Raw genomic sequence first — 25,954 nt, forward strand, 5'->3', positions numbered from 1 at the left:
CTCAAGATTATGCGAAACCCGAAGGGACGGATTATGAAACCCGTAGAAATCTATACCTCGCCGCTGTGCGGTTTTTGCCATGCGGCCAAGCGTTTGCTGAAACAGAAAGGCGTCGAGTTCAAAGAGGTCGACGTGCTGATACACCCCAAGCGCAAGCCCGAGATGATCAAACGCGCCGGTGGCAAGCGTACTGTGCCGCAGATTTTTGTTGGGGCGACCCATGTGGGCGGCTGTGACGAATTGTATGAGCTGGAACGTCAGGGCAAGCTGGACCGTCTGCTGGCGGCCTGATGAAAACCGCGCTGCTGCAGATCACCGCATCGGACGATCCGGCCGAAAACCTGGACATGGTGTGTGCCATGATGGCCGAGGCGGCAGATCAGGGGGCGCAGTTCATCCTGACGCCCGAGGTTACGAACTGTGTCTCGACCAGCACCACGCGGCAGCGCGAGGTTTTGCAGCACGAAGAAGATGACATTACCCTGGCCGGGCTGCGTGTGCAGGCCGCCCGGCTGGGTGTCTGGCTGCTGATCGGTTCGTTGGGGATCAAGTCCCACGATCCCGATGGGCGCTTTGCCAACCGGTGTTTCATGATCGGCCCGCAGGGGCAGATCGTGGCGCGGTATGACAAGATTCATATGTTCGACGTACAGGTCACCGAGACCGAGACCTTTCGCGAATCAAAGAATTACCGCGCTGGCGACAAGGCGGTCGTGGCCGAGACCGAGTTCGGCAAGGTGGGGCTGACCATCTGCTACGACATCCGCTTTCCGCATCTCTACGCCGCGCTGGCACAGGCGGGGGCGCGGATTCTGACGGTTCCGGCCGCGTTTTCTCCGGTCACCGGGGCGGCGCACTGGGAATCACTGCTGCGCGCGCGGGCGATTGAAACCGGCTGTTGGGTGCTGGCCCCGGCGCAAACGGGTGAACATCCCAAAACGCGCGGAAAAACGCGCTATACCTACGGTCACAGCATGGTTGTGACCCCATGGGGAGAGGTCGTTGTCGACGCAGGCACCGATCCAGGCATTCACTTTTTCGATTTGGATGATAGTTCTGTGACAGAGGCGCGCCGCCGCGTGCCCTCATTGACGCACACCCGTCGCTTTGACGGACCCTGATCCAGAACGGGACTATGACTGACGAACACAATGCCCTGGCGGTCACGCTGTTCAGCGAGATTCTGACCGCAGATCAACTGTTGCGCAACCGGTTGAGCCGGGTGCTGCCCAAGGGCATGGAAATCTCGCATTTCTCGGTGCTGAACCATCTGGTCTTTGTCGGGGATGAGCGCAGTCCGGCGCAGCTGGCCAATACGTTCCACGTCACCCGAGGCGCGATGACCAACACCTTGGCCAAGCTGGAATGGGCCGGATACATCCACATCCGCCCCGATTGGGACGACGCCCGCCGCAAGATGGTTGCGATTAGCCCCGCTGGTCGCCGCGCGCGGGATCAGGCGATTTCCTCGATCGCGCCGCTGATCAACCGCGTGGTCGGAGAGCTGGGGCTGGAGCGCGTTCGCAGCACGCTGCCCGTGCTTCGTGATTTGCGATTGCAGTTGGAGGGGGAGTAGGAAGGTCATGCGTTGGTTTAGGAAGCGACGGAAATCCAGGGGGCTTTCAGAGAACGTGACTTCGCCAACCTCTTCGGCGGCATCCGCTGACGAAGATCAACAAAATCGATCTAACCTGAAGACTGCAAAGCCGAGTGGCGCAATCTGGGTTAGCGATGTTTATCAAAGACATGAACTCAGCATTGGTTTTGTCACTGAACCAATGCGAAACAAGATCACTTCGATCAAGTTTCGCGACGAAGATGTCGAAATCGCTAAGAAACATAGTGATGGAAACAAAAAAAATTCCCGCGGCGAGCATGTCGATCCAGGCGCGGTGCCGAGTGAACTATATTGGAACCTAAGCGAGGCATCACCTAGCACTATCCCGCCGGTTTTCAACGCAGGGCACCCAATGTTGCGTGCGGATATCGCAGAGATTTTTAAGCATCATGATTTAGGTCAAGCACGTCTGCAAGAAACGCAACTTTTTGGCTGTGATGCGGAAGCACCGCTTGATTATGTCGCCTATGCTCTGATTTTCCAGAATCAAGGCCATGCTATCGATATAGCAAAGAGCGATGTGGAGCCTGTATGGCCTGGGCGCGAGGTGTTTAAGCCTAAACCAGATGCCTCACTTGCTGATTGCCTTGTGCCGGATACCAGAACGGTAAATGGTCCAGCAATCTGGATTGATCCCAATATGTTCAGGTATTTTTTCCTTAGTGACGCACTTGGCAGCGAACTAGCAGCAGCTGGTTTTGGTCCTGCTTTTGGACTGACCCGTTTGGAATTTTAAGAAATCGTAGGATGGGTGCTTGCACCCATCGCCTGCGTTTGTCGTCGGAATGATGGGTGTAGACACCCATCCTACCCCGGCTTCACACTCGCCGTCACATAGTTCACGCTCAGATCCCGGTCCGAGATCGACCAGTTCCACAGGATCGGGTTGAACACGAAGCCCTTGCGGTCCACCGGGTCCAGTCCGGCCTGACGCAGCAGGTCGAATAGCTCATCCGGAGTGATGAACTTGTTCCATTCATGCGTGCCGCGCGGCAGCCAGCGCATGACGACCTCGGCCCCGAATATGGCCATGGCATAGGATTTTGGGTTGCGGTTGATGGTCGAGCAGATCAGCAGCCCGCCCGGTTTCAACAACTGCTGCGAGGCGGTCAGGAACCCTAAAGGATCGGCCACGTGCTCGACCACTTCCATGTTCAGCACCACGTCGAATTGTTCGCCAGCGGCCGCCATGTCCTCGGCGGTGGTGTGGCGATAGTCGATTTCCAGCCCGGATTGCTCGGCATGGATGCGCGCGACGGGCAGGTTGCCTTCGGCGGCGTCGGCCCCGACCACAGTTGCCCCAAGGCGGGCCATGGGTTCGCTCAGCAACCCGCCACCGCAACCGATATCGAGCAGGCGCAGGCCCTGAAACGGGTTCGGGGCCTTCAAATCCCGGTCAAACTCACCTGCAATCTGCTGTGTGATATAATCCAGACGACAAGGATTCAGCATATGCAGGGGCTTGAATTTCCCATGCGGGTCCCACCATTCTGCCGCCATCGCTTCGAATTTTGCGATCTCGGACGGGTCGACCGTGTTCGGATGCGCTTGCATTCCTGTCTCCGTGTGCTCTTTTACGTTTAACGACTATATAGGGCCATAATGGACAAGTACCCGGACCAAAAGCGCGCAGTTCAATATCTGTACCCGCCGATCGACCCGTTTGATCAGCGTATGGTCGATGTGGGCGATGGACACCGTATTTATATGGAACAATGCGGCAATCCGGACGGGATTCCGGTTGTCGTGCTGCACGGCGGGCCGGGCGGCGGATGCAGCCCGGCGATGCGGCGTTACTTTGATCCAAACGTGTTTCGGGTGATTCTTTTTGATCAGAGAGGCTGTGGACGCTCGCGCCCGCACGCGTCGGTCACAGACAACACAACCTGGCATCTGGTCGCTGACATCGAGCGGCTGCGCACCCTTTTGGATATCGACGACTGGACAGTGTTTGGCGGCAGCTGGGGCGCGACATTGGCGCTGATCTATGCGCAGGCACATCCCGACCGGGTGAATCGTCTGGTGTTGCGCGGCGTGTTTCTGGCCACTCAGGCCGAGCTGGATTGGTTTTACGGCGGCGGCGCGGGCAAATTCTGGCCCGAGCAATGGGCCAAGTTCACATCCCTGCTGACCGAGGGTGAGCTGACCGATGCAATCGGCGCGTATAACAGGCGTCTGTTTTCAGGCGATCACGCAACAGAGGTTCTGTATGCGCGGGCCTGGTCGGCATGGGAAAACGCGCTGGCTTCGATCCATTCGAACGCCCCGGCCGGAGAAAGCCCCGGCGAATACGCGCGCGCCTTTGCGCGGCTTGAGAACCACTATTTTATCAATGGCGCGTTTCTTGAGGAAGACGGGCAGATTTTGAATCAGGTGGACAGAATCGCGCATATCCCCGGCCATATTGTTCAGGGCCGTTATGACATGATCTGCCCGCCGCAGGCCGCCTGGAATCTTGCCGAGCGTTGGCCCAATGCCGAACTGAAGATGGTGCGCAACGCTGGCCACGCCTTGTCGGAACCGGGCATCAGCGCAGAATTGGTGCGCATCATGGACCGTGTGGCGGAGGGCGTGGCATGACCCGGATCGACCGTCGTGCTTTGTTTGCTTCGGGTGCCGCAGCTGCATTGCTGGCGGCCACGGGGACCTCGCTGGCGGATACGCCGAAATCGGGCGGTATGTTGCGTCTGGCAGTTCCGCGCGATGACAGTTTGGAACAACTCGCCCGTGGTGCCGTGTTCGATACCCTGACTGAGATCGCACCCGATGGCACCCTGCGCGGCGAACTCGCGACCAGTTGGCAGACTGACGCCCAGGCGCGGGTCTGGAGCTTTGATCTGCGTGAGGATGTCGTGTTCCACGATGGTGCGGCGCTGGACGTGGGCGATGTGCTTGCAGTTCTGAACGCTGTCGGACGGGCCGAGGCTGTGACGCCGAACGCGATACGGCTGGAGCTGGCAGAGGCCAATCCGGGTCTGCCGTTCCTGTTGGCTGACAGCCGTTTTGTCATCACGCGGGACGGGCAGGGCGTAACGCCGCTGCACGCGGCCAATGGCACGGGATGTTATCGCGTTGAGCGGGCCGAGGACGGGCGGCATTTTCTGGGGCGCAAGATGGCGGATCATTACAAGGCCGGGTCAGCAGGCTGGGCAGATGCGGTGGAAATCATCGTCATCCCCGACGCCCGTGTCCGGGCCGAGGCCCTGCGGGACGGGTATGTGGATATCGCGGCACTGCCGGCAGGTGACGATCTGAGGGGCCGCCGAGGATTGCGTTTTCACCCAGGCGAATCGGATATGGCGCTGGCTGTCGCCTCGCATGTGGGCATGCCGCGCCAGGTCGGCGGGGGGCGTGCGCTGGATGATGGGCGGATCGCCGAACGGTGGTGGCTGGCGTAAATCCGATCACGAATCCCGCCGGGGGTTGCAGATTCGGGAAACCCTGCGTATATGCAGTTTCAACAGCGGCGCGTCGGACTTCTGGTTCGGGGCTCCACCGGAAATTTCGACGGGCCGCGCGCCCGTTTTTTTGTGCCCGGATGAAGGGTAGAGAACCTGATGACAAACGACCTGATAGCCAAAGCAGCAATTGACCGGCGACTGGCCGAAATCATTACTCCAGTGATCGAAGATCTGGGGTACGAACTTGTGCGCATCCGTCTGATGAGCGGCAAGCAGACCACGCTGCAGATCATGGCCGACAAGCCCGATGGCGGTATCGAAGTGGACGGTTGCGCCGAAATCTCGAATGCGGTCAGCGCCACGCTGGATGTCGAGGATCCGATCCTGGACGCCTATGCGCTGGAAGTGTCCAGCCCCGGCATCGACCGCCCGCTGACCCGTCTCAAGGATTTTGAGATGTTCGAAGGGTATGAGGCCAAGATCGAGACCACGGAACTGATCGACGGTCGCCGCCGCTTTAAGGGTGAGCTGGCCGGGATCGAAGGGGACGAGGTTCTGATCAATATCTCTGAAGGGGATGAGACGATCACCATCGGTCTGCAATTCGACTGGCTGAGCGACGCAAAGCTGGTTTTGACCGACGACCTGATCAAGGAAATGCTGCGCCAGCGCAAAGACGCCGGTGCCCTGAACGAAAACGCTTTCGACGAGATTGAGACCGAAGGGTCCGAAGAGGAGACGAACTGATGGCAATCACCTCAGCCAACCAGCTGGAGCTGCTGCAGACCGCCGAGGCCGTGGCCCGCGAAAAGATGATCGACCCCGGTCTGGTTGTCGAAGCAATGGAAGAATCGCTCGCCCGTGCCGCCAAAAGCCGTTACGGGGCCGAGATGGACATCCGCGTGTCGATTGACCGCAAAACCGGCAAGGCGACCTTTACCCGCGTCCGCACAGTGGTCGAGGATGAAGAGCTGGAGAACTATCAGGCCGAGATGACCGTCGAACAGGCCAAGCAGTACATGGAAGCGCCCGAAGTCGGCAACGTCTATGTCGAAGAAGTCCCCCCGGTTGAAATGGGCCGGATCGCCGCGCAATCAGCGAAACAGGTGATCCTGCAAAAGGTCCGCGAAGCCGAGCGGGACCGTCAGTTCGAAGACTTCAAGGATCGCGCAGGCACCATCATCAACGGTGCCGTCAAACGCGAAGAGTTTGGCAATGTTATCGTCGATCTGGGTGGGGCCGAGGCCGTTCTGCGCCGCAATGACAAGATCGGCCGCGAAAGCTATCGCCCGAATGACCGTGTGCGCGCCTATATCAAGGAAGTCCGCCGCGAGGTACGTGGCCACCAGATCTTCCTGTCGCGCACCGCGCCGGAATTCATGGCCGAGCTGTTCAAGATGGAAGTGCCGGAAATCTATGATGGCATCATCGAGGTCAAGGCCGTGGCCCGTGACCCCGGTTCGCGCGCCAAGATTGCTGTGATCTCTTACGACGGGTCGATTGATCCGGTCGGTGCTTGCGTTGGTATGCGCGGCAGCCGCGTGCAGGCCGTTGTGAACGAGCTGCAGGGTGAAAAAATCGACATCATCCCGTGGAACGAAGATCAGCCGACATTCCTGGTGAATGCGCTGCAGCCCGCCGAGGTTTCCAAGGTGGTTCTGGACGAAGAAGCCGGCAAGATCGAAGTTGTGGTTCCCGAGGAACAGCTGAGCCTGGCCATCGGTCGTCGCGGTCAGAACGTGCGCCTGGCCAGCCAGTTGACCAATCTGGACATCGACATCATGACCGAGGCCGAGGAATCGGCGCGCCGTCAGAAAGAATTCGAAGCCCGCACCGGCCTGTTCATGGAAAGCCTGGACCTGGACGAGTTCTTTGCACAGCTTCTGGTGTCCGAAGGTTTCACCAACCTCGAAGAGGTTGCCTATGTGGAACTTGACGAGCTGCTGGTAATCGACGGTGTCGACGAAGGCACAGCCCAAGAGCTGCAGACCCGCGCCCGTGAACACCTGGAAGCACAGGCCAAGGCGGCGCTGGACGCGGCGCGCGCGCTGGGTGTCGAGGATAGCCTTATTGAATTCGAAGGCCTGACGCCCCAGATGGTAGAGGCACTGGCCAAGGACGATGTGAAGACTCTGGAAGACTTCGCGACCTGTGCCGACTGGGAACTGGCCGGTGGCTGGACCACGGTCGATGGTGAACGCATCAAAGATGACGGCGTGCTGGAGCCTTTGGGCGTTACGCTGGAAGAGGCTCAGGATCTGGTCATGACCGCCCGTATCATGCTGGGTTGGGTTGATCCGGCCGAGCTGGAACAGGCCGAAGATGACGGCGAAGCTGTTGAAGAGGAGGCCGAGGCCTGATCTCGGGCTTCGGGTAGCACGTATGAGTCGCGGTGGCGTCCATAAGGATCGGTCCGACGGACCTGAGCGGAAATGCATCGCCACGGGCGAAATTCAGCCTAAATATGGGTTGATACGCTTTGTGACGGGGCCGGACGGTCAGGTCTTTCCCGATGTCGCGGCAAAATTGCCGGGGCGCGGGGTCTATGTGGCAGCAGATCGCGCCGCATTGGACAAAGCCGTCGGCAAAAAGCTGTTTGCACGGGGTTTCAAGGCGCAGGTGACCGTGCCACAGAATCTGACCGATGAGGTCGAGCGCCAGGTTTTGCGCCGTGTAATCGAACTGTTGAGCCTTGCGCGCAAATCCGGTGACGCGGTCGCGGGCTATGAAAAGGTCAAGGCGTGGCTGGACCGGGAAGAGGCCCAGGTTCTGATTCAGGCCGCAGACGGATCAGGGCGCGGAAAGTCCAAACTGAGCACGCCGCATTTTGGCAAATACATCGGTTGGCTGACTGCGGACGAGTTAGGACAGGCATTTGGGCGCCAAACCGTGATTCATGCGGCGCTGGCCTCTGGCGGACTCGCCAAACGTGTTGTAGAGGAAGCGCAGCGCCTGCGTGGCTTGCGCGAAACGGATGACGGCGGCAAGGGCCGCGCGGAAGGGTAAGAAGCTTTATGAGCGATAGTGACGGCAAAAAGACATTGGGTCTTCGTGGCGGGGCACGCCCCGGAAATGTGAAACAGAGTTTCAGCCACGGGCGCACCAAGAATGTCGTGGTGGAAACCAAACGCAAACGCGTGGTGGTCCCCAAGCCGGGTGCGGGAAAGCCGGGGGGCGGTGCGTCGCCGTCGGGTGATCCGTCGCGTCGCCCTGCGGGAATTTCCGACGCCGAGATGAGCCGCCGCCTGAAGGCGTTGCAGGCTGCCAAGGCGCGTGAGGCCGAAGAGGCCGCTGCCCGTGTGGCCGAAGAAAAGGCCCGCGAAGAAGATCGCGCCCGTCGTCGTGCCGAGCTAGAGGCCAAGGAACGCGAACAGCGCGAAGCCGAAGAGCGCGTCCGCGCCAAGGCCGAAGAAGAAGAACGCAAGCGCAAGGAAGCTGAAGATGCTGCCAAGCGCGCTGCGACGGCCCCTGCTGCACCACAAGAACCCAAGGCGGCACGCCCTGCGGCGAACAAGCCTGCGCCGGCGGCAACACCGCGCAAGCAGGATCGTGAACGCGATCAGCGCGGCAACCGCGGTAAAGGTCGCGACGACAACCGCCGCTCGGGCAAGCTGACACTGGGTCAGGCGACGGGTGGCGAAGGCAATCGTCATCGTTCGATGGCTGCGATGAAGCGTAAGCAAGAGCGTGCGCGTCAAAAAGCCATGGGCGGTGCGGTTGAACGGGAAAAGGTGATCCGTGACGTACAACTGCCCGAGGCGATCGTCGTCTCTGAGCTGGCCAACCGTATGGCCGAGCGTGTGTCGGATGTTGTCAAATCGCTGATGAACATGGGCATGATGGTCACGCAGAACCAGACCATCGACGCTGATACTGCCGAGCTGATCATCGAAGAATTCGGCCACAAGGTGACCCGCGTATCCGATTCGGATGTTGAGGACGTCATCAAAGAGGCCGAAGACGACGATAAAGATCTGCAGCCGCGTCCACCGGTCATTACCATCATGGGTCACGTCGACCACGGCAAGACCTCGTTGCTGGATGCAATTCGCGATGCGCGCGTTGTTGCGGGCGAGGCCGGGGGCATCACCCAGCATATCGGTGCCTACCAGGTAAAAACCGACGGTGGTGCCACGCTGACCTTCCTGGATACGCCGGGCCACGCGGCCTTTACCTCGATGCGCTCTCGTGGTGCTCAGGTCACGGATATCGTGGTTCTGGTTGTCGCTGCGGATGACGCGGTGATGCCGCAGACCATCGAGGCGATCAACCACGCCAAAGCGGCCGGAGTGCCGATGATCGTGGCGATCAACAAGGTCGACAAGCCTGATGCAAACCCGGACAAGGTGCGCACCGATTTGCTTCAGCATGAAGTGATCGTCGAGAAGATGTCGGGTGAGGTGCAGGACGTCGAAGTATCTGCCGTCACCGGTCAGGGTCTGGACGAACTGCTGGAATCCATCGCCCTGCAAGCCGAGATCCTTGAACTGAAAGCCAACCCCGATCGTGCCGCCCAAGGTGCCGTGATCGAGGCGCAGCTGGACGTGGGTCGCGGCCCTGTGGCCACCGTTCTGGTTCAGAACGGCACGCTGCGTCAGGGTGATATCTTCGTTGTGGGTGAACAGTACGGTAAGGTCCGTGCGCTGATCAACGACCAGGGTGAGCGCGTCAAAGAAGCTGGCCCCTCGGTTCCGGTTGAGGTTCTGGGCCTGAACGGCACACCCGAAGCCGGTGACGTTCTGAACGTGACCGACACCGAAGCGCAGGCCCGTGAGATTGCGGAATACCGCGAACAGGCCGCCAAGGACAAACGCGCCGCCGCCGGTGCCGCAACCACCCTTGAGCAGTTGATGCAGAAGGCCAAAGAAGACGAAAACGTCACCGAGCTGCCAATTCTGATGAAAGCGGATGTGCAGGGGTCGGCCGAAGCCATCGTTCAGGCGATGGAAAAGATCGGTAACGACGAGGTGCGCGTGCGCGTACTGCACTCGGGCGTGGGTGCCATCACGGAAACCGATATCGGCCTGGCCGAAGCCTCGGGTGCGCCAGTGTTTGGTTTCAACGTGCGTGCCAATGCTTCGGCGCGGAACACCGCGAACCAGAAGGGCGTGGAGATCCGTTACTATTCGGTGATCTACGATCTGGTCGACGACGTGAAAGCGGCCGCATCCGGCCTGCTGAGCGCCGAGATTCGCGAAAAATTCATCGGTTACGCCGAGATTCGCGAAGTCTTCAAGGTTACCGGCGTTGGCAAGGTTGCGGGCTGTCTGGTCACCGAAGGTGTGGCGCGTCGTTCCGCAGGTGTCCGTCTGCTGCGCGACAACGTGGTGATCCACGAAGGCACGCTGAAGACGCTGAAACGCTTCAAGGACGAAGTGGCCGAGGTTCAGTCGGGTCAGGAATGCGGTATGGCGTTCGAAAACTACGACGATATCCGCGCAGGCGACGTGATCGAAATCTTCGAGCGCGAAGAGGTCACTCGCACGCTGGATTGATCCGGTTACAAATTGAAACAGGAAACAGCGGCTCAATCGGGCCGCTGTTTTTCTTTGGGCTACTGCGGCGCGGTCAGGAAAGTACCGGGATGCATGATGACATCGAAATGCTGCATCCCCTTTTGCAGATCGAAACTGACCGAATGCCCGCCCTTGCGCAAAAGTTCGACATAATCCCGGCTTTGACGGATGAATTCGGGCGTGTCCCTTTCGGCCACCGTTACGCGATAGCGCGGGCCGGGGGTGGGAAGATGCAGAATAGGCGACAGGTCGTGCACCTCTACCGGTGTCAGTTGCAGCGGATCGTTCACCGGGGTCAGGCTGATCGGTTCCAGGTCATAGACACCGCTGATCAGGATCACATCGCGCACCCGCATTCCGGCACGGGCCAAGGCGCTGGCAGAGGTCGCCATCACCATCGTCGCCAGCTGCGCGCCCGCGCTGTGCCCCGACAGGGTGATCCGCGATGGGTTGAATCCCAGCGCCTCAGCCTGTGACGCCAGCCAAAGCAGCGCGTCGCGGCATTCGCCGATCATGTCGCCAATGCGTGCATGCGGGGCAAGGGTATAGTTCAGCGTGGCAAAGGCCTGCCCGTTTTCGACCACCGCTGGCGCCATCATCGCCGAATCGCGCTGGCTGAGCGCCTGCCAATAGCCGCCGTGGATAAAGATATGCAGCGGCGCATCGGCTTGCTGCGCGGGAAAGAAATCCAGAACCTGCGTTGGCGAATCGCCATAGGCGAGGTTTTCCTTCACCTCCATCCGGCTGCGATGTTGCGCGCTGAGCGCCGCGTAGCTGTCGACATAAGGCGTCAGATCGCCGCCGATCATCGACCGGGGCGAATATTCCTGCTCCAACTCGTCCTGAGAAAACCCGCGGTACAGCATCGCTCACTCCTGCTCGGGATACATCAATTCGGTGCGCAGGTCGTAAAGATCATGGAAGAACCGCAAATCCAAGGCCTTGCGCAGAAAGGCAACGCCGCTGGACCCGCCGGTGCCGGGTTGATTGCCGATCACCCGTTCCACGGCGGTGACATGATCAAAGCGCCAGCGCTGGAACAGGGATTCCACATCCATCAGCTTCTCGGCCAAGGCGTAAAGGTCCCAGTGCCGATCCGTGTCGCGGAACACCTGCACCCAGATTTTCACCACACGGCTGTCGCCGGAATAGGGCTGCGCATAGTCCCGATCCAGTAGATCCCGGGGCACATCGAACCCCTGACGCGCCAGCATGTGCAGCACCTCATCATAGAGCGAGGGCTTGGTCAGCGCGGCGGTCAGTAGCGCCATGACCTCGGGGTCATGTTCGTGCACCTTCAGGGTCGAGGCATCCTTGTTGCCCAGAATGAACTCAATCTGGCGATAACCGTAACTTTGAAACCCCGAGGAGTTCCCCAGCGCCTGCCGAAAGGTCATGTAGTCGGCGGGCGTCATGGTCAGCAGCGTCTCCCATGCAGAGATGAGCTGCCGCTGGATTGCCTTGACCCGGTCGAGGTTTTTCATCGCCGGTCCGAAATCGTCCTGTTGCAGGAACCGGCGGACCTCGACCAGTTGATGATGCATCAGTTTCAGCCACAACTCGCTGACCTGATGGATGATGATGAACAGCATCTCATCCGGTTGCGCGGGGTCCTGAAAGGTCTTTTGCAAGTTCAGCAGAGTTTTGAGCTGCAGGAAATCGCCATAGCTTTTGCGATGGGTTTCGGTGAAATCGGTGATCAGCGTATCTTCGATCCCGCGTTCCAGAAACCGATCATCCTTGTCGCTCATCTGCTCCTCCAACCGCCTGAGTTTCGTTGATTAAGGCCTGTTTCAGCACAGTGCCACAACGTCAGGTCCAGTCCAGTACCACCTTGCCCGACCGGCCCGATTTCATTGCGGCAAAGCCTTCGGCGAAGGCGTCGACGCCAAAGCGGTGGGTAATCACCCGGCTGACATCCAGACCGTTCTGCAACATGGCGATCATCTTGTACCAGGTCTCGAACATCTCGCGGCCGTAGACGCCTTTGATGGTGATGGCCTTGAACACGATACGCGACCAGTCGACCGGAGATTTTCCGGGCGGGATTCCCAACAACGCGATTTTGCCGCCCATCACCAACGCCTCGACCATCTGGTCCAGCGCGATTTGAGAGCCCGACATTTCCAGCCCCACGTCAAAGCCTTCTTTCATGCCCAGTCCGGTGATGACGTCCGGCAACTCTTCGCGGCTGACGTCGACGGCGCGGACCGTTGGCACCACATGTTCGGCCAGTTTCAGGCGATCGGAGTTGATATCGGTAATCACCACATGCCGCGCGCCCGCATGGCGGGCCACAGCGGCGGCCATGATGCCGATGGGGCCTGCGCCGGTGATCAGCACGTCCTCACCCAACAGATCGAAACTCAGCGCGGTGTGAACGGCGTTGCCCAGCGGATCGAGGATCGCGCCAATTTCATCGGGTATGTCGTCGGGCAGCGGGACGACGTTGAACGCCGGCAGCTTCAGATATTGGGCAAAGGCCCCCTGTTCGTTCACCCCGATCCCGCGTGTGCCGGGGTCCAGATGGAACTTGCCTGCGCGGCTCTGGCGGCTGTCGGTGGTGATCAGATGCCCCTCGCCGGAACAGCGCTGACCGATCTCAAGCCCGGTCACGTTGCGCCCGATCTCGACAATCTCACCGGCGAATTCATGGCCGGTGATCATCGGGATCGGCACCGTTGCGGCGGCCCAGTCATCCCAGTTCCAGATATGGATATCGGTACCGCAGATGCCGGTCTTGTTGACGCGGATCAGAACCTCATCCGGGTCGATCTCGGGCACCGGGGCCTGCACCATCCACAAGCCTTCCTGGGGTTTGGATTTCTCTAGCGCCTTCATCGTGTTCGCACGCATCAGATCACCCCCAGTTCTTTGCCGACTTTGCCAAAGGCCACCAGAGCTCGGTCCAGTTCGTCCTTTGTCAGAGCCGCATTCATCTGCGTTCTGATCCGCGCCTGACCGCGCGGGACCACAGGGAAGAAGAAGCCCGAGACATAGACGCCTTCGTCAAACAGCCGTGACGCCATATCCTGCGCCAATTGCGCCTCGCCCAGCATGACCGGGATGATCGGATGTTCGCCGGGCAGCAGATCAAAGCCCAGCTTTTCCAACCCGGCGCGCCAGTATTTGGCATTGGCGAACAATTGGGCGCGCAGCAGGTCGCCTTCTTCGACCAGACGGATCGCCTCAAGCCCTGCGGCGACGATGGAGGGCGGCAGCGAGTTTGAGAACAGATAGGGCCGCGCCCGCTGCCGCAGCAGGTCGATCACTGGCTGCGGCCCGGCGATGTAACCGCCGATTGCCCCCCCAAGTGCCTTGCCCAAGGTTCCCGTCAGAATATCCACATCGACGCCGAAATGATCCGGCGTACCCGCGCCGTTTGGCCCCATGAAGCCGGTGGCGTGACAGTCATCGACCATGACGATGGCGTCGTATTTGTCGGCCAGTTCGCGGATCTTGGGCAGGTTGGCCAGATAGCCATCCATCGAGAACACGCCATCGGTGGCGATCATGATATGTCGCGCGCCATCCTCGCGTGCCTGTTTCAGCCAGGCCTCCAGATCGTTCATGTCATTGTTCAGGTAGCGATAGCGTTTCGCCTTGCACAGCCGCACGCCGTCGATGATCGAGGCGTGGTTCAGACTGTCCGAGATAATCGCGTCTTCAGGCCCTAACAAAGGTTCAAACAGCCCACCATTGGCGTCGAAACAGGCGGCGAACAGGATCGAATCGTCCTTGTTCAGGAAGTGCGCCAGCTTTTGTTCCAGCTCTCGGTGGATGTCCTGCGTGCCGCAGATGAACCGGACCGAGGCCATGCCAAAGCCCTTGGGTTCCATCGCGCCCTGTGCGGCGTCGATCAGCGCGGGGTGATCGGCCAGACCCAGATAGTTGTTGGCGCACAGGTTGATGACCTGTTTGCCACCCACCGTAATCTCACCGCCCTGAGGCGAGGTGATCATTCGTTCGCGTTTATACAGACCCTCGGATTCGATCTGCGCGAGGGTGTCCGTGATGTGGGACAGGAATGCATCAGCCATGGCGGTCTCCTTGCTCTGAGTCGCACATCTAACATAACGGATGTAATTCCCAAATAGGGGAATTCACTATTACGGAAAAATATCCGTGACAACGGATACAGCAACTTCGGCGAAATCCTCCGGGGGCCGACGCCACCTATTCCGGCGTGGGCTGGGTTTCCTGAAACTCTTTGGTCGAATTCGTGCGTGGATAGGGCTCCCCCGGGGTCTCGACCCCAAGGAATGCACATAGCGGGCCCCAGCCGCTTCCGGTTTTGTATACCAAAAGCCTGTCTTCAGGGATTGTGTCGCGCACCTGCGCAACATGGGCCTGAAAAACACGGGTCGCGTGTTCCCTGTCGTTCAATCGCCCATCAAAGATGTCCTGAACGATAAACCGGTCGCACATTTCCGAAATCGCGTTTGCGTGGGGGTTGTCGTGCTTCCCTCGCATGGTTGTCATGAACGGGCCGATTGTGGCCTGTACGCTGTCAAACCAGGCATCGGGGTCGCGGACGCTCAGGATGACCTTGGCCTTTGGGTAATGCGCGGCAAGCTGGCGCCAATAGGCTGCGCCGGGCCAGTCGACCTGGGCGCGATACCCCTGAAACATGGCGTCCCAATCCGCCGGTTCGCCGCGGGCAGCCGCCGCCCAGGCGGGAAGCTGCCCGGGATTGTCCCGGACCTCGAACATATGGTGGCAGGGGCCAAACCCCAGCTGTTCCAGTGCAAGTTTCAGCGAGTTTGTTCCCGTGCGGCCAAACCCGGCCCCAATAACGTCCAATGCCATTGTGAAAACCCTTCAAAAGCAAATGCCAATGTCGGAGCCTAACACAGCGGGCGGAAATCCCCCAATTGCGGGGTGGGTCTGTACTGTTACGCGTTCTTTACGATCAGGAACACGCGGGCCGGGTTTTCGGCCGTGATCGCGTGCGGCACGTCGGCACCGTATCGCGCCGTGTCGCCTTGTTTCAGATCACTGACAGCCGTGCCCGAGGTCACGCGGACCGCGCCGCTGAGCACCGTCAGCTGTTCTCGCGCCCCGCGCGCGTGGGGCTGGCTGTTCAGCGCGCCGCCTGCGTCAAACAAGATGTCATAGACTTCGTGGCCTCCGGCCTCTTCCGGGGGCGAGAGGATACGGATGCGGCAGTTCTGCCCCATGTTGTCGATGCTGGGGACTTCGGAGTGTCTCAGGACTTCGATCTGATCGGCGCTGTCGGTCTCTTCCAGCAGGCCCGCGAAATCCACCTGCAGCGCCCGTGTCAGGTTCCACAACGTCGAAATGGTCGGGCTGCTTTCCCCCCGCTCGATCTGGCTGACCATTGAGCGGGACACGCCGCTGAGATTGGCCACGGCCTCAAGCGAAAGACCCTTGGCGCGGCGCGCGTCTTTCAGGCGGGTGGGCAGGCGTGTCAGGATATCGTCTGAATTTTCCGTCATGACGGAATTTCATGCGCGTTTCACGTTGCCTTGTCAATTCCACTTGTGACGGTACGTCCCATGGGACAGCCCGTCGCCGCGGATGCATATTGCCGCCAATTCCAAGAGGAGAAGAGACATGAAAGATATCGTGATCCTGGACGGTGCCCGCACCGCGATTGGCGCGTTTGGTGGGTCGCTGGCCGCGACGGCACCGATTGATCTGGCCACTGTTGTGACCGAAGCCGCGCTGGAGAAATCCGGCGTAGAAGCCACCCAGATCGGCAGTGTGGTGTTTGGTCATGTGATCAACACCGAACCGCGCGACATGTATCTGTCGCGCGCCGCTGCGAAACAGGCGGGTATCCCGGTTGAGACCCCCGCGATGAACGTGAACCGCCTGTGCGGTTCCGGCGCGCAGGCGATTGTGTCGGCAGTACAGTCGCTGATGTTGGGCGATGCAGAGTTTGCGGTTGCCGGTGGTGCGGAAAGCATGTCGCGCAGCCCCTACATCGTGCCTCAGGCGCGCTGGGGTGCGAAAATGGGAGACGTGACCGCGCTGGACATGATGCTGGGTGCGTTGAACTGCCCCTTTGGCACTGGTCATATGGGTGTCACGGCAGAAAATGTGGCGGATGAACATCAGGTCACGCGCGAGGAGATGGATGCCTTTGCCCTGGCCAGCCAGACCCGCGCCGCGGCGGCGATCGAGGCGGGGTACTTCGACAGCCAGATCGCGCCTGTTCAGGTCAAGGTCAAGCGTGACATGGTTGATTTCAAAGTCGACGAGCATCCCAAGTCGACCTCGGCCGAGGCATTGGCGGGCCTGCGCCCAGCCTTCAAGAAAGACGGCCGCGTGACCGCAGGAAACGCGTCGGGCATCAACGACGGTGCGGCGGCGATGGTTCTGGCAACGGCGGATGCTGCCGAGAAAGCAGGTCTGAAGCCCAAGGCACGCATTCTGGGGTACGGGCACGCAGGTGTGCGCCCCGAAGTCATGGGCATTGGTCCGGTTCCCGCAGTGCAAAACCTGTTGGCGCGCACTGGTTTGTCGATTGCCGATTTCGATGTGATCGAAAGCAACGAAGCATTTGCGTCGCAGGCATTGGCCGTCAACAAAGAGCTGGGTCTGGACGCGGCCAAGGTAAACCCCAACGGCGGTGCGATTGCATTGGGTCATCCGGTTGGTGCAACCGGTGCGATCATCACGCTGAAGGCGCTGTATGAGCTGGAGCGCATAGGCGGGTCCAAAGCGCTGATCACCATGTGCATTGGTGGCGGGCAGGGGATTGCCGTCGCTATCGAGCGGCTTTGATTGAGATCGGGTCAGGGGGGCTGTCTGCCCCCCATCGCGCGGTGCGCGCGATTCCCCCCGAGGATACTTTTGGCCAGATGAAGCAGGCGGGTCAGCGCTAGCAGAGCGCTGCGATCAGGGTAACTGCGGCGGCACCGATGGCGGTGCCGATCAGGACGGGCAGGAGCTTGGGTAAGAACCCTGTGTTTGATGGTTCGTCCTTTTGGGTCTGGGCGATCAGGGCGTTTTCAACCAGCGCTGGCAGGCGTGGGCCGAAACGGGCCAGAACCATTGCGGTTTTGCCGAAGTCCCGTAGGGCGGCGCGGGGGCCGATGGATTGCTTGATGTAATCCTCGACCACGGGGTGGGCCACTTCCCAGATGTTCATGCGCGGGTCGAGCGAGCGGGCGACGCCTTCGACCACTACCATGGTGCGTTGCAGCAGGATCAACTCGGTCCGGGTTTCCATGCCAAAGCGTTCGGTGACCTCGAACAGGTAGTTCAGCAGCCGCCCCATCGAGATATGGGTGGCGTCCATGCCGAAGATCGGTTCCCCCACTGCGCGCAGGGCGCGGGCGAATTCGTCGACGTCCTGGTTGGCGGGCACATAGCCGGCCTCGAAATGCACCTCGGCCACGCGTTTGTAGTCGCGGCGGATGAAGCCGAACAGAATTTCGGCATAGACCCGGCGGGTGTATTCGTCGATATGGCCCATGATGCCATAGTCATAGGCAATGATATCGCCATTGGCGGCGACCTTGAGGTTGCCCTGATGCATGTCGGCGTGGAAGTAACCGTCGCGCAGGGCGTGCAGCAGAAACAGGCGCAGGACCCGCTCGGCCAGATCGCGGCGGTCGTGACCGGCGGCGTCGAGGGCGTCGTTTTCGCCCAGCGCAATGCCGTCCGCCCAGCTGAGCGTCATCACCCGGCGCGCGGACAGGGACCACACAACCGGTGGCAGCCAGAACCCGGCGTCATCCTTGGTGTTGGCCGCGTATTCCGAGGCGGCGGCGCTTTCCAGACGTAGATCCAGTTCACCACGTACGACGCCATCGAAATGTTCAATCACCTCCATCGGGCGCAGGCGGCGTGCGCCGGGGGCGAACAGCTGAACGATACGGGCCGCGAAGTAGAAGGCGTCGACATCCTTGCGGAAGGCGCGTTCGATACCGGGACGCAGGACCTTGACGGCCACGTCCTCGCCTGTGCTGGTCCGTTTGGCCTTGTGGACCTGCGCGATGGAGGCGGCTGCGATCGGCTCGCTGAATTCTTCGAAGACATCGGCGACCGGCTGACCCAGTTCTTTTTCGACCTCGGCCATGGCCTCGGCGCGTGAAAAGGGGGGCAGTTTGTCCTGCAACACCCGCAATTGCTCGGCCAGTTCATCACCAACCACATCGGGACGCGTGGACAGAACCTGCCCGAATTTGATGTAGGCGGGGCCAAGCGCAGTCAACGCGCGGGTGGCGGGCGGCATGTCGGGGTCGCCCTTATAGCCCAACCATTGGAACGGTTTGCCCAAGGCATGAGCGACAAAGCGCAGCGAAGGCGGGGCCTCAAAAGCGTCCAGCACCACGTTCATGGCGCCCGTGCGTTCCAAAGTCGCGCCTGTGCGGATCAGGCGGATGATGTTGTGAGGGCCACGCATGAATCAGATCTTCCAGCCAGAGTGCAGCGCGGCGATGCCCAGGCTGAGATTGCGGTATTTGGCGTTTTCGAAACCGGCGGCGCGGACCATATTCAGGAAGGTTTCCTGATCAGGGAACTTGCGGATCGATTCCACCAGATATTGATAACTGTCATAATCATTGGCGATCAGCTTACCCATGCGCGGGATCACGTTGAAACTGTAAAGGTCGTAAAGTTTCTGCATCCCGTCATTCGGCAGCTGGCTGAATTCCAGCACCATCAGGCGGCCACCGGGTTTGAGAACGCGGAACGCCTCGTTCAAAGCCTCTTGCGGGCGGGTCACGTTTCGGATGCCAAATGAAATCGTGTAGACGTCAAAGGTGTTATCTTCGAACGGCAGGGCCATGGCGTCGCCCACCACCCAGTTCAGGCTGTCGACCATCTGATCGGCTTCGGCGCGCTGGCGGCCTTCGACCAGCATCGGTTCGGTCAGGTCCAGAACGGTGGCGTGGCCATAACCGGCGCGTTTCAGAAAGCGAAACGAGATATCGCCGGTGCCGCCCGCCACATCCAGCAGGCGCTGACCCGGGCGCGGGGCCAGCCAGTCCATCATCGCGTCTTTCCAGACCCGGTGGATGCCCATCGACATGACATCATTCATCACGTCGTATTTCGAGGCGACCGAATTGAACACGCCCTGCACGCGCCCGGCCTTTTCAGCCTCGCGCACGGTTTCGAACCCGAAATGGGTGGTCTTGTCGTTGGTGTCGGACATGAATGGATGCCTCTGTCTGTGTTGCCCTTCCTTATAGGCTGCACGGCGGGGAAGACAATCGCGCGAAATGGTAGCAGGGGGCGACGATTTGGCAGGCGTGCCACAGATTTTCCACAGTCGTTGCATACGTCAGGAGGTAGTTTTGAAAAGCAGCCTTTCTGACATGTCCAACTATTCAATTTTTGTGGGTTTGATAACGACTGCTCTGGTGTTTCTGTTCATCATCTGGCGGGTGAGGGCGCTGTTCCGCACGATACTGCGGGTGGGTCGCGCCAGAGGGCTAGGCGACAAAATGGATGCGGCCATGCGGCATTTTCCCAACGATATCGTGAATGAATCGATGCTTCGGGCCGGTAGCGAGAGGCCAGCACAGCAATCCCTGACACGGATGACCTTTCGAACAACACCCGGCACCATTGTAACGACTTTATTGGTGTTGATTGCCCTGTTTTATATCAGTTTCGTCCAACCTGAACTTGCCCGGGCCGAGGAGATGTTCCCAAGGCTAGACGCCCACACAGTCGTAATGATCAAGCTTGGGGTTTTGGGGCTGGCTGCTTACACGCTGGTATATCACCTTGCCAATTCGATCTCGATTGACGGGGTTGAATTGGTGACGATGAGCCCGCTGTTCCAGCGGCGGTATTTTGATTTGACCAAACTTAGCCAGATCGATCTCAGGCAAAGTGGCAATTACCTTCTGCGCTTTTCAGATGGGAAGACGGCGCGGATTCTGAAATATGTAACCGGACATGATGAAATGGTGCAGGCGCTGGAAAGCGCTCTTGCGGCAAATCAGGAGAAAATATGCCGGAACTTCCCGAAGTCGAAACGGTCCGTCGCGGGCTAACCCCCGCCATGGAAGGGGTGGTGATTGAACGGGCGGACGTGAACCGGCCCGATCTGCGCTGGCCCTTCCCTGACCGGATGGCGGAACGGCTGACGGGGCAGCGGGTGGATCAATTGCGGCGGCGGTCGAAATACATTCTGGCTGATCTTAGCAGTGGCGAGACTTTGTTGATCCATCTGGGCATGTCTGGGCGAATGACGGTGTCCGGCGATCCGCTGGGGCAATTCGCCCATAACCATCCGATGCCTGAAAAACATGACCATGTGGTGTTTCACATGGCCAACGGGGCACGGGTGACGTTCAACGATCCGCGCCGGTTCGGGGCAATGGACCTGCTGCCGACAGCCACGGCCGAGGATCACAAGCTGTTGGCGGTACTGGGGCCGGAACCTTTGGGCAATGATTTCCACGAGCAACATTTGATTGACGCGTTTCGTGGAAAAAACACGCCGGTCAAATCCGCGCTGCTGGACCAGAGAATCGTTGCCGGGCTGGGGAACATCTATGTCTGCGAGGCGCTGTACCGCGCCCAAGTGTCGCCACGTCGCAAAGCCGGACAGATCTCGGCGGCGCGGGTGGCCGCGCTGGTTCCGATCATCCGGCAGGTGTTGCGCCAGGCCATCGAGGCGGGTGGGTCGTCGTTGCGCGATTTCCGGCAAGCCGATGGAGAACTTGGATATTTTCAGCACAGCTTTGATGTTTATGGCCGCGAGGGTGAACCCTGCAGAACCGAAGGCTGCGGTGCTGCGGTCAAAAGAATCACCCAGTCCGGTCGCTCATCATTCTATTGCGCGCAATGCCAAAGATAGCTTGATCCAAGTTTTCCGCATGGTAAGGAATTGTACCTGAACGGAACAACCGGAAGCTTAAACCTCATGGCTTTTGAGACGATCATCGTCGAAATCGAAGACCACGTCGCCCTTATCAAGCTCGACAGACCAGACGCGCTGAATGCGCTGAACTCGAAACTTACTTCCGAGCTGTGCACCGCGTTGGAAGATGCGGATGCGAATGACAAGGTGCGCTGCATCGTCCTGACCGGATCGGAAAAGGCCTTTGCCGCGGGGGCTGATATCAAAGAGATGTCAGTGCTTAGCTTTGTGGATGTGTTTGGCCAGAACTTCTTTGGCGACGTCAACGACCGGTTCACCGCGATCCGCAAGCCGATCATCGCGGCCGTGGCCGGATATGCTCTGGGTGGCGGGTGTGAGCTGGCGATGATGTGCGATTTCATCATCGCTGCGGATACGGCCAAGTTCGGCCAGCCCGAGATTAATCTGGGTGTGATTGCAGGATTGGGTGGCACGCAGCGCCTGACCCGTTTCGTGGGCAAGTCCAAATCCATGGACATGAACCTGACGGGTCGCTTCATGGATGCCGAAGAAGCCGAGCGCGCCGGGCTGGTCAGCCGCGTCGTCCCTGCCAAGAAGCTTATGGAAGAGGCCATCGCTGCGGCACAGAAGATTGCCGAGAAATCGCAGCTGAGCACAGTCGCGGCCAAAGAGGCGGTCAACCGCAGCTATGAACTGACCCTGAGCGAGGGGATGCTGTTCGAGCGTCGCGTCTTCCATTCCATGTTCGCCACGGAAGACCAGAAAGAGGGCATGGCCGCTTTCCTTGAAAAACGCGCAGCTCAGTTCCGCGACAAGTAAGTCGCATATCATTACAGCGAGACAGGCGGGCACGACCCGCCTTTTTCATGCCCGCAATGCTTGGGAAAGAATCGACTTGGCAAAGCCTGCAAACTTGGGTAAGTAGCGCCGCATACATGCGCGTGCGGCCCGCTTGGCCCGACTCACACTCGTGATTCTGATCCGGTGCGGATAGTCCGTGACGCGCTTTTATTGATAACCGTACCGAACAAAGGTCAGAGACACATGGCAAATTCGCCCCAGGCAAAGAAACGCGCGCGTCAGAACGAAAAGCGTTTCGCAGTCAACAAAGCACGCCGTTCGCGCATCCGCACCTATCTGCGTAAAGTCGAAGAAGCGATCGCTTCCGGCGACAAAGACGCAGCAACCGCAGCTCTGCGTGCCGCACAGCCCGAGCTGATGCGCGGCGTTACCAAAGGCGTTTTCCACAAGAACACTGCATCGCGTAAGATGTCGCGGCTGTCGTCGCGTGTAAAAGCGCTGGGCTAAACTGCGACTTGACCCGGGGTCAAGTAAGCAAAGCTGATATATTTTAAAGGGCGTCGCGGTTTGCGGCGCCCTTTTTAATGTTGCCAGAATACCGCGCCTTCACGAACCCGAGAGATTCTTTCGGCCAAAGACCCGAGTCAATATCAGAGTTTCGTTGCCGTACGCGTCAGCCTCTTGTTACCACTAAGTCAGCGATTCACTCGCTTGGGGGGACAGGCTGTTCCAGCGATCAAACTGACGGGCATCAGGATGATCCGGGAACGAATGTTGGCAACCGGTCTGCGCCGGTATTGTCGATCTGCTATGGGCCTTGGGGTAACCAAAGGTCCAAGCCCTGTCGAAAATTTAGATTGCGACGCGCAACCCGGTTTCTGGGATGTCCTGCTATTGGATATCGAGATGCCCGGCTGTGCTGACTTTCGGGGACATTCCCGCCAGATCGCTGTGGTCTGGCGCATGGGTATCCTTTTGCGTGTGAATGCTGAATCCGGGAAACCGGATCAAAGTTAATAAGGTCGAAAGACCAATAAATAATGGGATGCGTGAGGCGCTTAATGACACAAGAAAAATGGGGACTACTGCGTAATAAGCTGCTCAAAGCGATCGGCCGGAACAACTATACCACCTGGATTGAACCCCTGGAATTTCAGGAGTTGCAGGATGGTGTGGCAGTGTTTTCGGTGCCGACGAACTTTATGGGCAATTACGTCAGTCAAAATTTTGCGGATCTCATATTATACGAGATGAACACCGCAGGTGAATCCGTGCAACGCCTTGCATTTCGCGTTGCCGCCAATTCGCCGGTTCGACCGTCCAAAGATGCGGACCCCGCTCCGGCCGCCACGCCAGAGCCAACTCTGTCGCAGCAGGCAGAGGTTACGCATGATGCGCTGGAATCGTTACAGGCCGCGCCGTTGGACGCCCGTTTCACCTTTGACAGCTTTGTGGTCGGCAAGCCCAACGAATTGGCCCATGCCGCTGCGCGCCGTGTGTCCGAAGGTGGTCCGGTCACCTTTAACCCGCTGGTTCTGTATGGTGGCGTAGGTCTGGGTAAAACTCACCTGATGCACGCCATCGCCTGGGAATTGAAAACCAAACGCCCCGAGCTGAATGTGCTGTACCTGTCGGCCGAACAGTTCATGTATCGCTTTGTGCAGGCCCTGCGCGAGCGTCGGATGATGGATTTCAAGCATCTGTTCCGCTCGGTCGATGTGCTGATGGTCGATGACGTGCAGTTCATCGCCGGCAAGGATTCCACCCAGGAAGAGTTCTTTCACACCTTCAACGCGCTGGTGGATCAGAACAAGCAGATCATCATTTCGGCCGACCGCGCCCCGGGTGAGATCAAGGATCTGGAAGACCGCGTGAAATCGCGCCTGCAATGCGGGTTGGTCGTTGACCTGCACCCCACCGATTACGAACTGCGTCTGGGTATCCTGCAGAACAAGGTGCAGCAATACAGCAGCACCTATCCAGACCTGACCATTGCCGATGGCGTGCTGGAGTTTCTGGCGCAGCGTATCTCGACCAATGTGCGCGTTCTTGAGGGGGCTTTGACCCGCCTGTTCGCCTTTGCCTCGCTGGTGGGTCGTGAGATCGACATGGATCTGACCCAGGATTGTCTGGCCGACGTGCTGCGCGCGTCCGAGCGTAAGATCACTGTCGAAGAGATTCAGCGCAAGGTGTCCGACTATTACAACATCCGCCTGTCCGACATCATCGGCCCCAAGCGGCTGCGGTCTTATGCCCGCCCGCGTCAGGTGGCGATGTATCTGTGCAAACAGCTCACCAGTCGGTCCCTGCCCGAGATCGGACGTCGCTTTGGCGGCCGTGACCACACCACGGTGATGCATGGCGTCAAGCGCATCGAGGAACTGAAAGTCACCGACGGCCAGATCGCGGAAGATGTGGAAATGCTGCGGCGTTCACTGGAAGCCTGAGTTCGGCCCAATCACACAGAAAACGCCCCGGACCCTCACGCCCGGGGCGTTTTCTTGTGCACTATTGTCCACGGTCGGGAATGAACTGTGCCAATGCGGTCACGCGCCCCTTGACGCTTTGACCAATCCGACCCAGAAATCCATAAAAAATCCTTGTGCCTCAGGGCGGAACCGCTAACGTGCCAGTCCCGCCCATTTTCGGCACGCAAGTCAGAGGAATAGAGGGTATGAAGATCAGCATCGAACGCGGCACCCTTCTCAAGGCCGTTTCGCAGGCCCAATCCGTTGTCGAACGTCGAAACACAATTCCCATACTTGCCAACGTGCTGATCGAAGCCGAAGGCGATCAGGCGCAGTTTCGTGCCACCGATCTGGATATCGAGGTTGTCGACAAAGCCCCGGCCCAGGTCGAAAAGGCGGGCGCGACCACAGTGGCAGCGACAACCCTGCATGAGATTGTGCGCAAACTGCCAGATGGGGCGTTGGTCACCTTGACGGCTGACAGCGCCGCAGGCCGCCTGACGGTTGAGGCGGGGCGGTCGAACTTCTCGTTGGCGACCCTGCCGAAAGAAGATTTCCCGGTGATGGCGTCTTCGGAATATGCGTCGAACTTTTCCGCCTCGGCGGCATTGCTGCGTCGGCTGTTCGACAAATCGAAATTCGCGATTTCGACGGAAGAGACGCGGTATTACCTGAACGGCGTTTACATGCATGTGGCGGACGGGTCCGAGGGTGGCAAGGTGCTGCGCTGTGTGGCAACTGATGGCCACCGTCTGGCGCGCATTGATGCGGATCTGCCCGATGGCGCAGCGGATATGCCCGGCGTGATCGTGCCGCGCAAAACCGTGGGTGAGCTGCGCAAGCTGCTGGATGACGATGAAATGGATATCGCCGTATCCGTCAGCGAAACCAAGGTGCGCTTTGCCACGCCTGATATCACGCTGACGTCGAAAGTGATCGACGGCACCTTCCCCGATTACACCCGCGTCATTCCGCAAGGCAACACTCGTCAGTTGGAAGTGGACGCCGCAGAATTCGCACAGGCCGTGGATCGGGTGGCGACTGTGTCGTCTGAACGGTCGCGTGCCGTTAAGCTGCAACTGGATACGGACAAGCTGGTGTTGTCGGTGAACGCACCCGACAGCGGCGCGGCCGAAGAAGAACTGGCTGTTGCCTATAACGACGAACGTCTTGAGATCGGGTTCAACGCCAAATACCTGCTAGAGATCGCCTCGCAGGTTGATCGGGAAAACGCTGTGTTCCTGTTCAATTCGGCGGGTGATCCAACCCTGATGCGCGAAGGTGGTGATCTTAGCGCAGTATACGTGGTCATGCCGATGCGCGTCTGATCG

The 25,954-nt window shown here is 59.4% G+C and carries 26 protein-coding genes; 17 read left to right on the plus strand and 9 right to left on the minus strand.

What is annotated here, in order from left to right:
* Positions 1-33 precede the first annotated feature (33 nt).
* The 4 genes from grxC to JT51_RS12745 are packed head-to-tail and all read left to right on the plus strand — an operon-like array spanning position 34 to position 2,354.
* The gene (gene grxC, locus JT51_RS12730) at positions 34-291 is read left to right on the plus strand and encodes a glutaredoxin 3 (RefSeq protein WP_037313141.1); all 258 of its coding nucleotides are present in this window, start codon (positions 34-36) and stop codon (positions 289-291) included.
* Positions 291-1,121, plus strand: a complete 831-nt coding sequence (locus JT51_RS12735) for a carbon-nitrogen hydrolase family protein (RefSeq protein ID WP_037313145.1) — start codon at positions 291-293, stop codon at positions 1,119-1,121. The genes grxC and JT51_RS12735 overlap by 1 nt, the downstream gene beginning before the upstream one ends.
* Before the next feature lie 14 nt (positions 1,122-1,135).
* Entirely contained in the window at positions 1,136-1,576 is a 441-nt protein-coding gene (locus JT51_RS12740) for a MarR family winged helix-turn-helix transcriptional regulator (protein WP_037313149.1), read from the plus strand.
* Between the two features lie 7 nt (positions 1,577-1,583).
* Positions 1,584-2,354, plus strand: coding sequence for a hypothetical protein (locus JT51_RS12745; RefSeq protein WP_152563346.1), 771 nt, complete (start codon positions 1,584-1,586; stop codon positions 2,352-2,354).
* 71 nt (positions 2,355-2,425) lie between these two features.
* Here JT51_RS12745 and ubiG read toward each other — a convergent pair whose 3' ends face one another.
* Positions 2,426-3,172 (minus strand): bifunctional 2-polyprenyl-6-hydroxyphenol methylase/3-demethylubiquinol 3-O-methyltransferase UbiG, encoded by a 747-nt coding sequence (ubiG, locus tag JT51_RS12750; RefSeq protein ID WP_037313153.1) that lies wholly within the window; start codon positions 3,170-3,172, stop codon positions 2,426-2,428.
* A 48-nt stretch (positions 3,173-3,220) separates the two neighbouring features.
* Between ubiG and pip the strand changes: the two genes are divergently transcribed.
* From pip to infB, 6 genes are all read left to right on the plus strand, one after another.
* Positions 3,221-4,198: a prolyl aminopeptidase gene (gene pip / locus JT51_RS12755; RefSeq protein ID WP_037313156.1), complete on the plus strand. Its 978-nt coding sequence runs from the start codon at positions 3,221-3,223 to the stop codon at positions 4,196-4,198.
* On the plus strand, positions 4,195-5,016 hold the full coding sequence (locus tag JT51_RS12760) for an ABC transporter substrate-binding protein (protein ID WP_037313159.1): 822 nt from the start codon (positions 4,195-4,197) through the stop codon (positions 5,014-5,016). The genes pip and JT51_RS12760 overlap by 4 nt, the downstream gene beginning before the upstream one ends.
* Positions 5,017-5,175: 159 nt before the next feature.
* Positions 5,176-5,766, plus strand: coding sequence for a ribosome maturation factor RimP (gene rimP, locus JT51_RS12765; protein ID WP_037313163.1), 591 nt, complete (start codon positions 5,176-5,178; stop codon positions 5,764-5,766).
* Entirely contained in the window at positions 5,766-7,379 is a 1,614-nt protein-coding gene (gene nusA / locus JT51_RS12770) for a transcription termination factor NusA (RefSeq protein ID WP_037313166.1), read from the plus strand. Before rimP ends, nusA begins: the two co-directional genes overlap by 1 nt.
* A gap of 22 nt (positions 7,380-7,401) precedes the next feature.
* Complete coding sequence (locus JT51_RS12775) at positions 7,402-8,025, plus strand: RNA-binding protein (RefSeq protein WP_037313170.1); 624 nt, start codon at positions 7,402-7,404, stop codon at positions 8,023-8,025.
* 8 nt (positions 8,026-8,033) lie between these two features.
* Complete coding sequence (gene infB, locus JT51_RS12780) at positions 8,034-10,514, plus strand: translation initiation factor IF-2 (protein ID WP_037313173.1); 2,481 nt, start codon at positions 8,034-8,036, stop codon at positions 10,512-10,514.
* A gap of 59 nt (positions 10,515-10,573) precedes the next feature.
* On the opposite strand, the gene JT51_RS12785 is transcribed toward infB, so the two are convergent.
* The 6 genes from JT51_RS12785 to JT51_RS12810 form a co-directional block, all read right to left on the minus strand.
* Positions 10,574-11,401: an alpha/beta hydrolase gene (locus JT51_RS12785; protein WP_037313175.1), complete on the minus strand. Its 828-nt coding sequence runs from the start codon at positions 11,399-11,401 to the stop codon at positions 10,574-10,576.
* Between the two features lie 3 nt (positions 11,402-11,404).
* The gene (locus JT51_RS12790) at positions 11,405-12,286 is read right to left on the minus strand and encodes a tryptophan 2,3-dioxygenase (RefSeq protein WP_037313178.1); all 882 of its coding nucleotides are present in this window, start codon (positions 12,284-12,286) and stop codon (positions 11,405-11,407) included.
* Between the two features lie 61 nt (positions 12,287-12,347).
* Positions 12,348-13,376 (minus strand): L-threonine 3-dehydrogenase, encoded by a 1,029-nt coding sequence (gene tdh, locus JT51_RS12795; RefSeq protein ID WP_037314217.1) that lies wholly within the window; start codon positions 13,374-13,376, stop codon positions 12,348-12,350.
* A gap of 14 nt (positions 13,377-13,390) precedes the next feature.
* Complete coding sequence (locus JT51_RS12800) at positions 13,391-14,575, minus strand: glycine C-acetyltransferase (RefSeq protein ID WP_037313181.1); 1,185 nt, start codon at positions 14,573-14,575, stop codon at positions 13,391-13,393.
* A gap of 136 nt (positions 14,576-14,711) precedes the next feature.
* Entirely contained in the window at positions 14,712-15,344 is a 633-nt protein-coding gene (locus tag JT51_RS12805) for a sulfotransferase family protein (protein WP_037313184.1), read from the minus strand.
* A gap of 86 nt (positions 15,345-15,430) precedes the next feature.
* Positions 15,431-15,994: a helix-turn-helix domain-containing protein gene (locus JT51_RS12810; RefSeq protein ID WP_037313188.1), complete on the minus strand. Its 564-nt coding sequence runs from the start codon at positions 15,992-15,994 to the stop codon at positions 15,431-15,433.
* 118 nt (positions 15,995-16,112) lie between these two features.
* Here JT51_RS12810 and JT51_RS12815 point away from each other — a divergent pair, with 118 nt between their 5' ends.
* Entirely contained in the window at positions 16,113-17,288 is a 1,176-nt protein-coding gene (locus JT51_RS12815; protein ID WP_037313191.1) for an acetyl-CoA C-acyltransferase family protein, read from the plus strand.
* A gap of 97 nt (positions 17,289-17,385) precedes the next feature.
* Here the strand turns inward: JT51_RS12815 and ubiB are convergent, their stop codons facing one another.
* The gene (gene ubiB, locus JT51_RS12820) at positions 17,386-18,915 is read right to left on the minus strand and encodes a 2-polyprenylphenol 6-hydroxylase (protein WP_037313194.1); all 1,530 of its coding nucleotides are present in this window, start codon (positions 18,913-18,915) and stop codon (positions 17,386-17,388) included.
* 3 nt (positions 18,916-18,918) lie between these two features.
* A complete protein-coding gene (ubiE, locus tag JT51_RS12825) occupies positions 18,919-19,671 on the minus strand; it encodes a bifunctional demethylmenaquinone methyltransferase/2-methoxy-6-polyprenyl-1,4-benzoquinol methylase UbiE (protein WP_037313197.1) in 753 nt (250 codons plus the stop codon).
* 142 nt (positions 19,672-19,813) lie between these two features.
* On the opposite strand from ubiE, the gene JT51_RS12830 reads away from it, so the two are divergent.
* From JT51_RS12830 to dnaN, 6 genes are all read left to right on the plus strand, one after another.
* The gene (locus tag JT51_RS12830; protein ID WP_152563347.1) at positions 19,814-20,521 is read left to right on the plus strand and encodes a hypothetical protein; all 708 of its coding nucleotides are present in this window, start codon (positions 19,814-19,816) and stop codon (positions 20,519-20,521) included.
* The gene (gene mutM / locus JT51_RS12835; RefSeq protein ID WP_037313201.1) at positions 20,479-21,330 is read left to right on the plus strand and encodes a bifunctional DNA-formamidopyrimidine glycosylase/DNA-(apurinic or apyrimidinic site) lyase; all 852 of its coding nucleotides are present in this window, start codon (positions 20,479-20,481) and stop codon (positions 21,328-21,330) included. The genes JT51_RS12830 and mutM overlap by 43 nt, the downstream gene beginning before the upstream one ends.
* Positions 21,331-21,396: 66 nt before the next feature.
* Complete coding sequence (locus tag JT51_RS12840; RefSeq protein ID WP_037313203.1) at positions 21,397-22,173, plus strand: enoyl-CoA hydratase; 777 nt, start codon at positions 21,397-21,399, stop codon at positions 22,171-22,173.
* A 225-nt stretch (positions 22,174-22,398) separates the two neighbouring features.
* Complete coding sequence (rpsT, locus tag JT51_RS12845) at positions 22,399-22,662, plus strand: 30S ribosomal protein S20 (RefSeq protein WP_037313205.1); 264 nt, start codon at positions 22,399-22,401, stop codon at positions 22,660-22,662.
* 554 nt (positions 22,663-23,216) lie between these two features.
* Positions 23,217-24,602, plus strand: a complete 1,386-nt coding sequence (gene dnaA, locus JT51_RS12855; RefSeq protein ID WP_037313210.1) for a chromosomal replication initiator protein DnaA — start codon at positions 23,217-23,219, stop codon at positions 24,600-24,602.
* Positions 24,603-24,829: 227 nt separating this feature from the next.
* The gene (dnaN, locus tag JT51_RS12860) at positions 24,830-25,951 is read left to right on the plus strand and encodes a DNA polymerase III subunit beta (protein ID WP_037313212.1); all 1,122 of its coding nucleotides are present in this window, start codon (positions 24,830-24,832) and stop codon (positions 25,949-25,951) included.
* The last annotated feature ends 3 nt before the right edge of the window (positions 25,952-25,954 follow it).

The sequence above is a fragment of the Ruegeria halocynthiae genome (assembly GCF_000743705.1).
GTDB classification, from domain to species: Bacteria; Pseudomonadota; Alphaproteobacteria; order Rhodobacterales; family Rhodobacteraceae; genus Ruegeria; species Ruegeria halocynthiae_B.

Coding starts and splice junctions, on each gene's coding strand:
- ubiB (WP_037313194.1), bottom strand. CDS start 18,915: ATGCGTGGCCCTCACAACATCATCCGCCTGATCCGCACAGGCGCGACT.
- JT51_RS12805 (WP_037313184.1), bottom strand. CDS start 15,344: ATGGCATTGGACGTTATTGGGGCCGGGTTTGGCCGCACGGGAACAAAC.
- JT51_RS12745 (WP_152563346.1), top strand. CDS start 1,584: ATGCGTTGGTTTAGGAAGCGACGGAAATCCAGGGGGCTTTCAGAGAAC.
- ubiE (WP_037313197.1), bottom strand. CDS start 19,671: ATGTCCGACACCAACGACAAGACCACCCATTTCGGGTTCGAAACCGTG.
- JT51_RS12760 (WP_037313159.1), top strand. CDS start 4,195: ATGACCCGGATCGACCGTCGTGCTTTGTTTGCTTCGGGTGCCGCAGCT.
- ubiG (WP_037313153.1), bottom strand. CDS start 3,172: ATGCAAGCGCATCCGAACACGGTCGACCCGTCCGAGATCGCAAAATTC.
- JT51_RS12775 (WP_037313170.1), top strand. CDS start 7,402: ATGAGTCGCGGTGGCGTCCATAAGGATCGGTCCGACGGACCTGAGCGG.
- JT51_RS12785 (WP_037313175.1), bottom strand. CDS start 11,401: ATGCTGTACCGCGGGTTTTCTCAGGACGAGTTGGAGCAGGAATATTCG.
- mutM (WP_037313201.1), top strand. CDS start 20,479: ATGCCGGAACTTCCCGAAGTCGAAACGGTCCGTCGCGGGCTAACCCCC.
- infB (WP_037313173.1), top strand. CDS start 8,034: ATGAGCGATAGTGACGGCAAAAAGACATTGGGTCTTCGTGGCGGGGCA.
- JT51_RS12740 (WP_037313149.1), top strand. CDS start 1,136: ATGACTGACGAACACAATGCCCTGGCGGTCACGCTGTTCAGCGAGATT.
- dnaN (WP_037313212.1), top strand. CDS start 24,830: ATGAAGATCAGCATCGAACGCGGCACCCTTCTCAAGGCCGTTTCGCAG.
- dnaA (WP_037313210.1), top strand. CDS start 23,217: ATGACACAAGAAAAATGGGGACTACTGCGTAATAAGCTGCTCAAAGCG.
- tdh (WP_037314217.1), bottom strand. CDS start 13,376: ATGAAGGCGCTAGAGAAATCCAAACCCCAGGAAGGCTTGTGGATGGTG.
- JT51_RS12800 (WP_037313181.1), bottom strand. CDS start 14,575: ATGGCTGATGCATTCCTGTCCCACATCACGGACACCCTCGCGCAGATC.
- JT51_RS12790 (WP_037313178.1), bottom strand. CDS start 12,286: ATGAGCGACAAGGATGATCGGTTTCTGGAACGCGGGATCGAAGATACG.
- JT51_RS12815 (WP_037313191.1), top strand. CDS start 16,113: ATGAAAGATATCGTGATCCTGGACGGTGCCCGCACCGCGATTGGCGCG.
- JT51_RS12810 (WP_037313188.1), bottom strand. CDS start 15,994: ATGACGGAAAATTCAGACGATATCCTGACACGCCTGCCCACCCGCCTG.
- rimP (WP_037313163.1), top strand. CDS start 5,176: ATGACAAACGACCTGATAGCCAAAGCAGCAATTGACCGGCGACTGGCC.
- JT51_RS12735 (WP_037313145.1), top strand. CDS start 291: ATGAAAACCGCGCTGCTGCAGATCACCGCATCGGACGATCCGGCCGAA.
- JT51_RS12840 (WP_037313203.1), top strand. CDS start 21,397: ATGGCTTTTGAGACGATCATCGTCGAAATCGAAGACCACGTCGCCCTT.
- grxC (WP_037313141.1), top strand. CDS start 34: ATGAAACCCGTAGAAATCTATACCTCGCCGCTGTGCGGTTTTTGCCAT.
- rpsT (WP_037313205.1), top strand. CDS start 22,399: ATGGCAAATTCGCCCCAGGCAAAGAAACGCGCGCGTCAGAACGAAAAG.
- pip (WP_037313156.1), top strand. CDS start 3,221: ATGGACAAGTACCCGGACCAAAAGCGCGCAGTTCAATATCTGTACCCG.
- nusA (WP_037313166.1), top strand. CDS start 5,766: ATGGCAATCACCTCAGCCAACCAGCTGGAGCTGCTGCAGACCGCCGAG.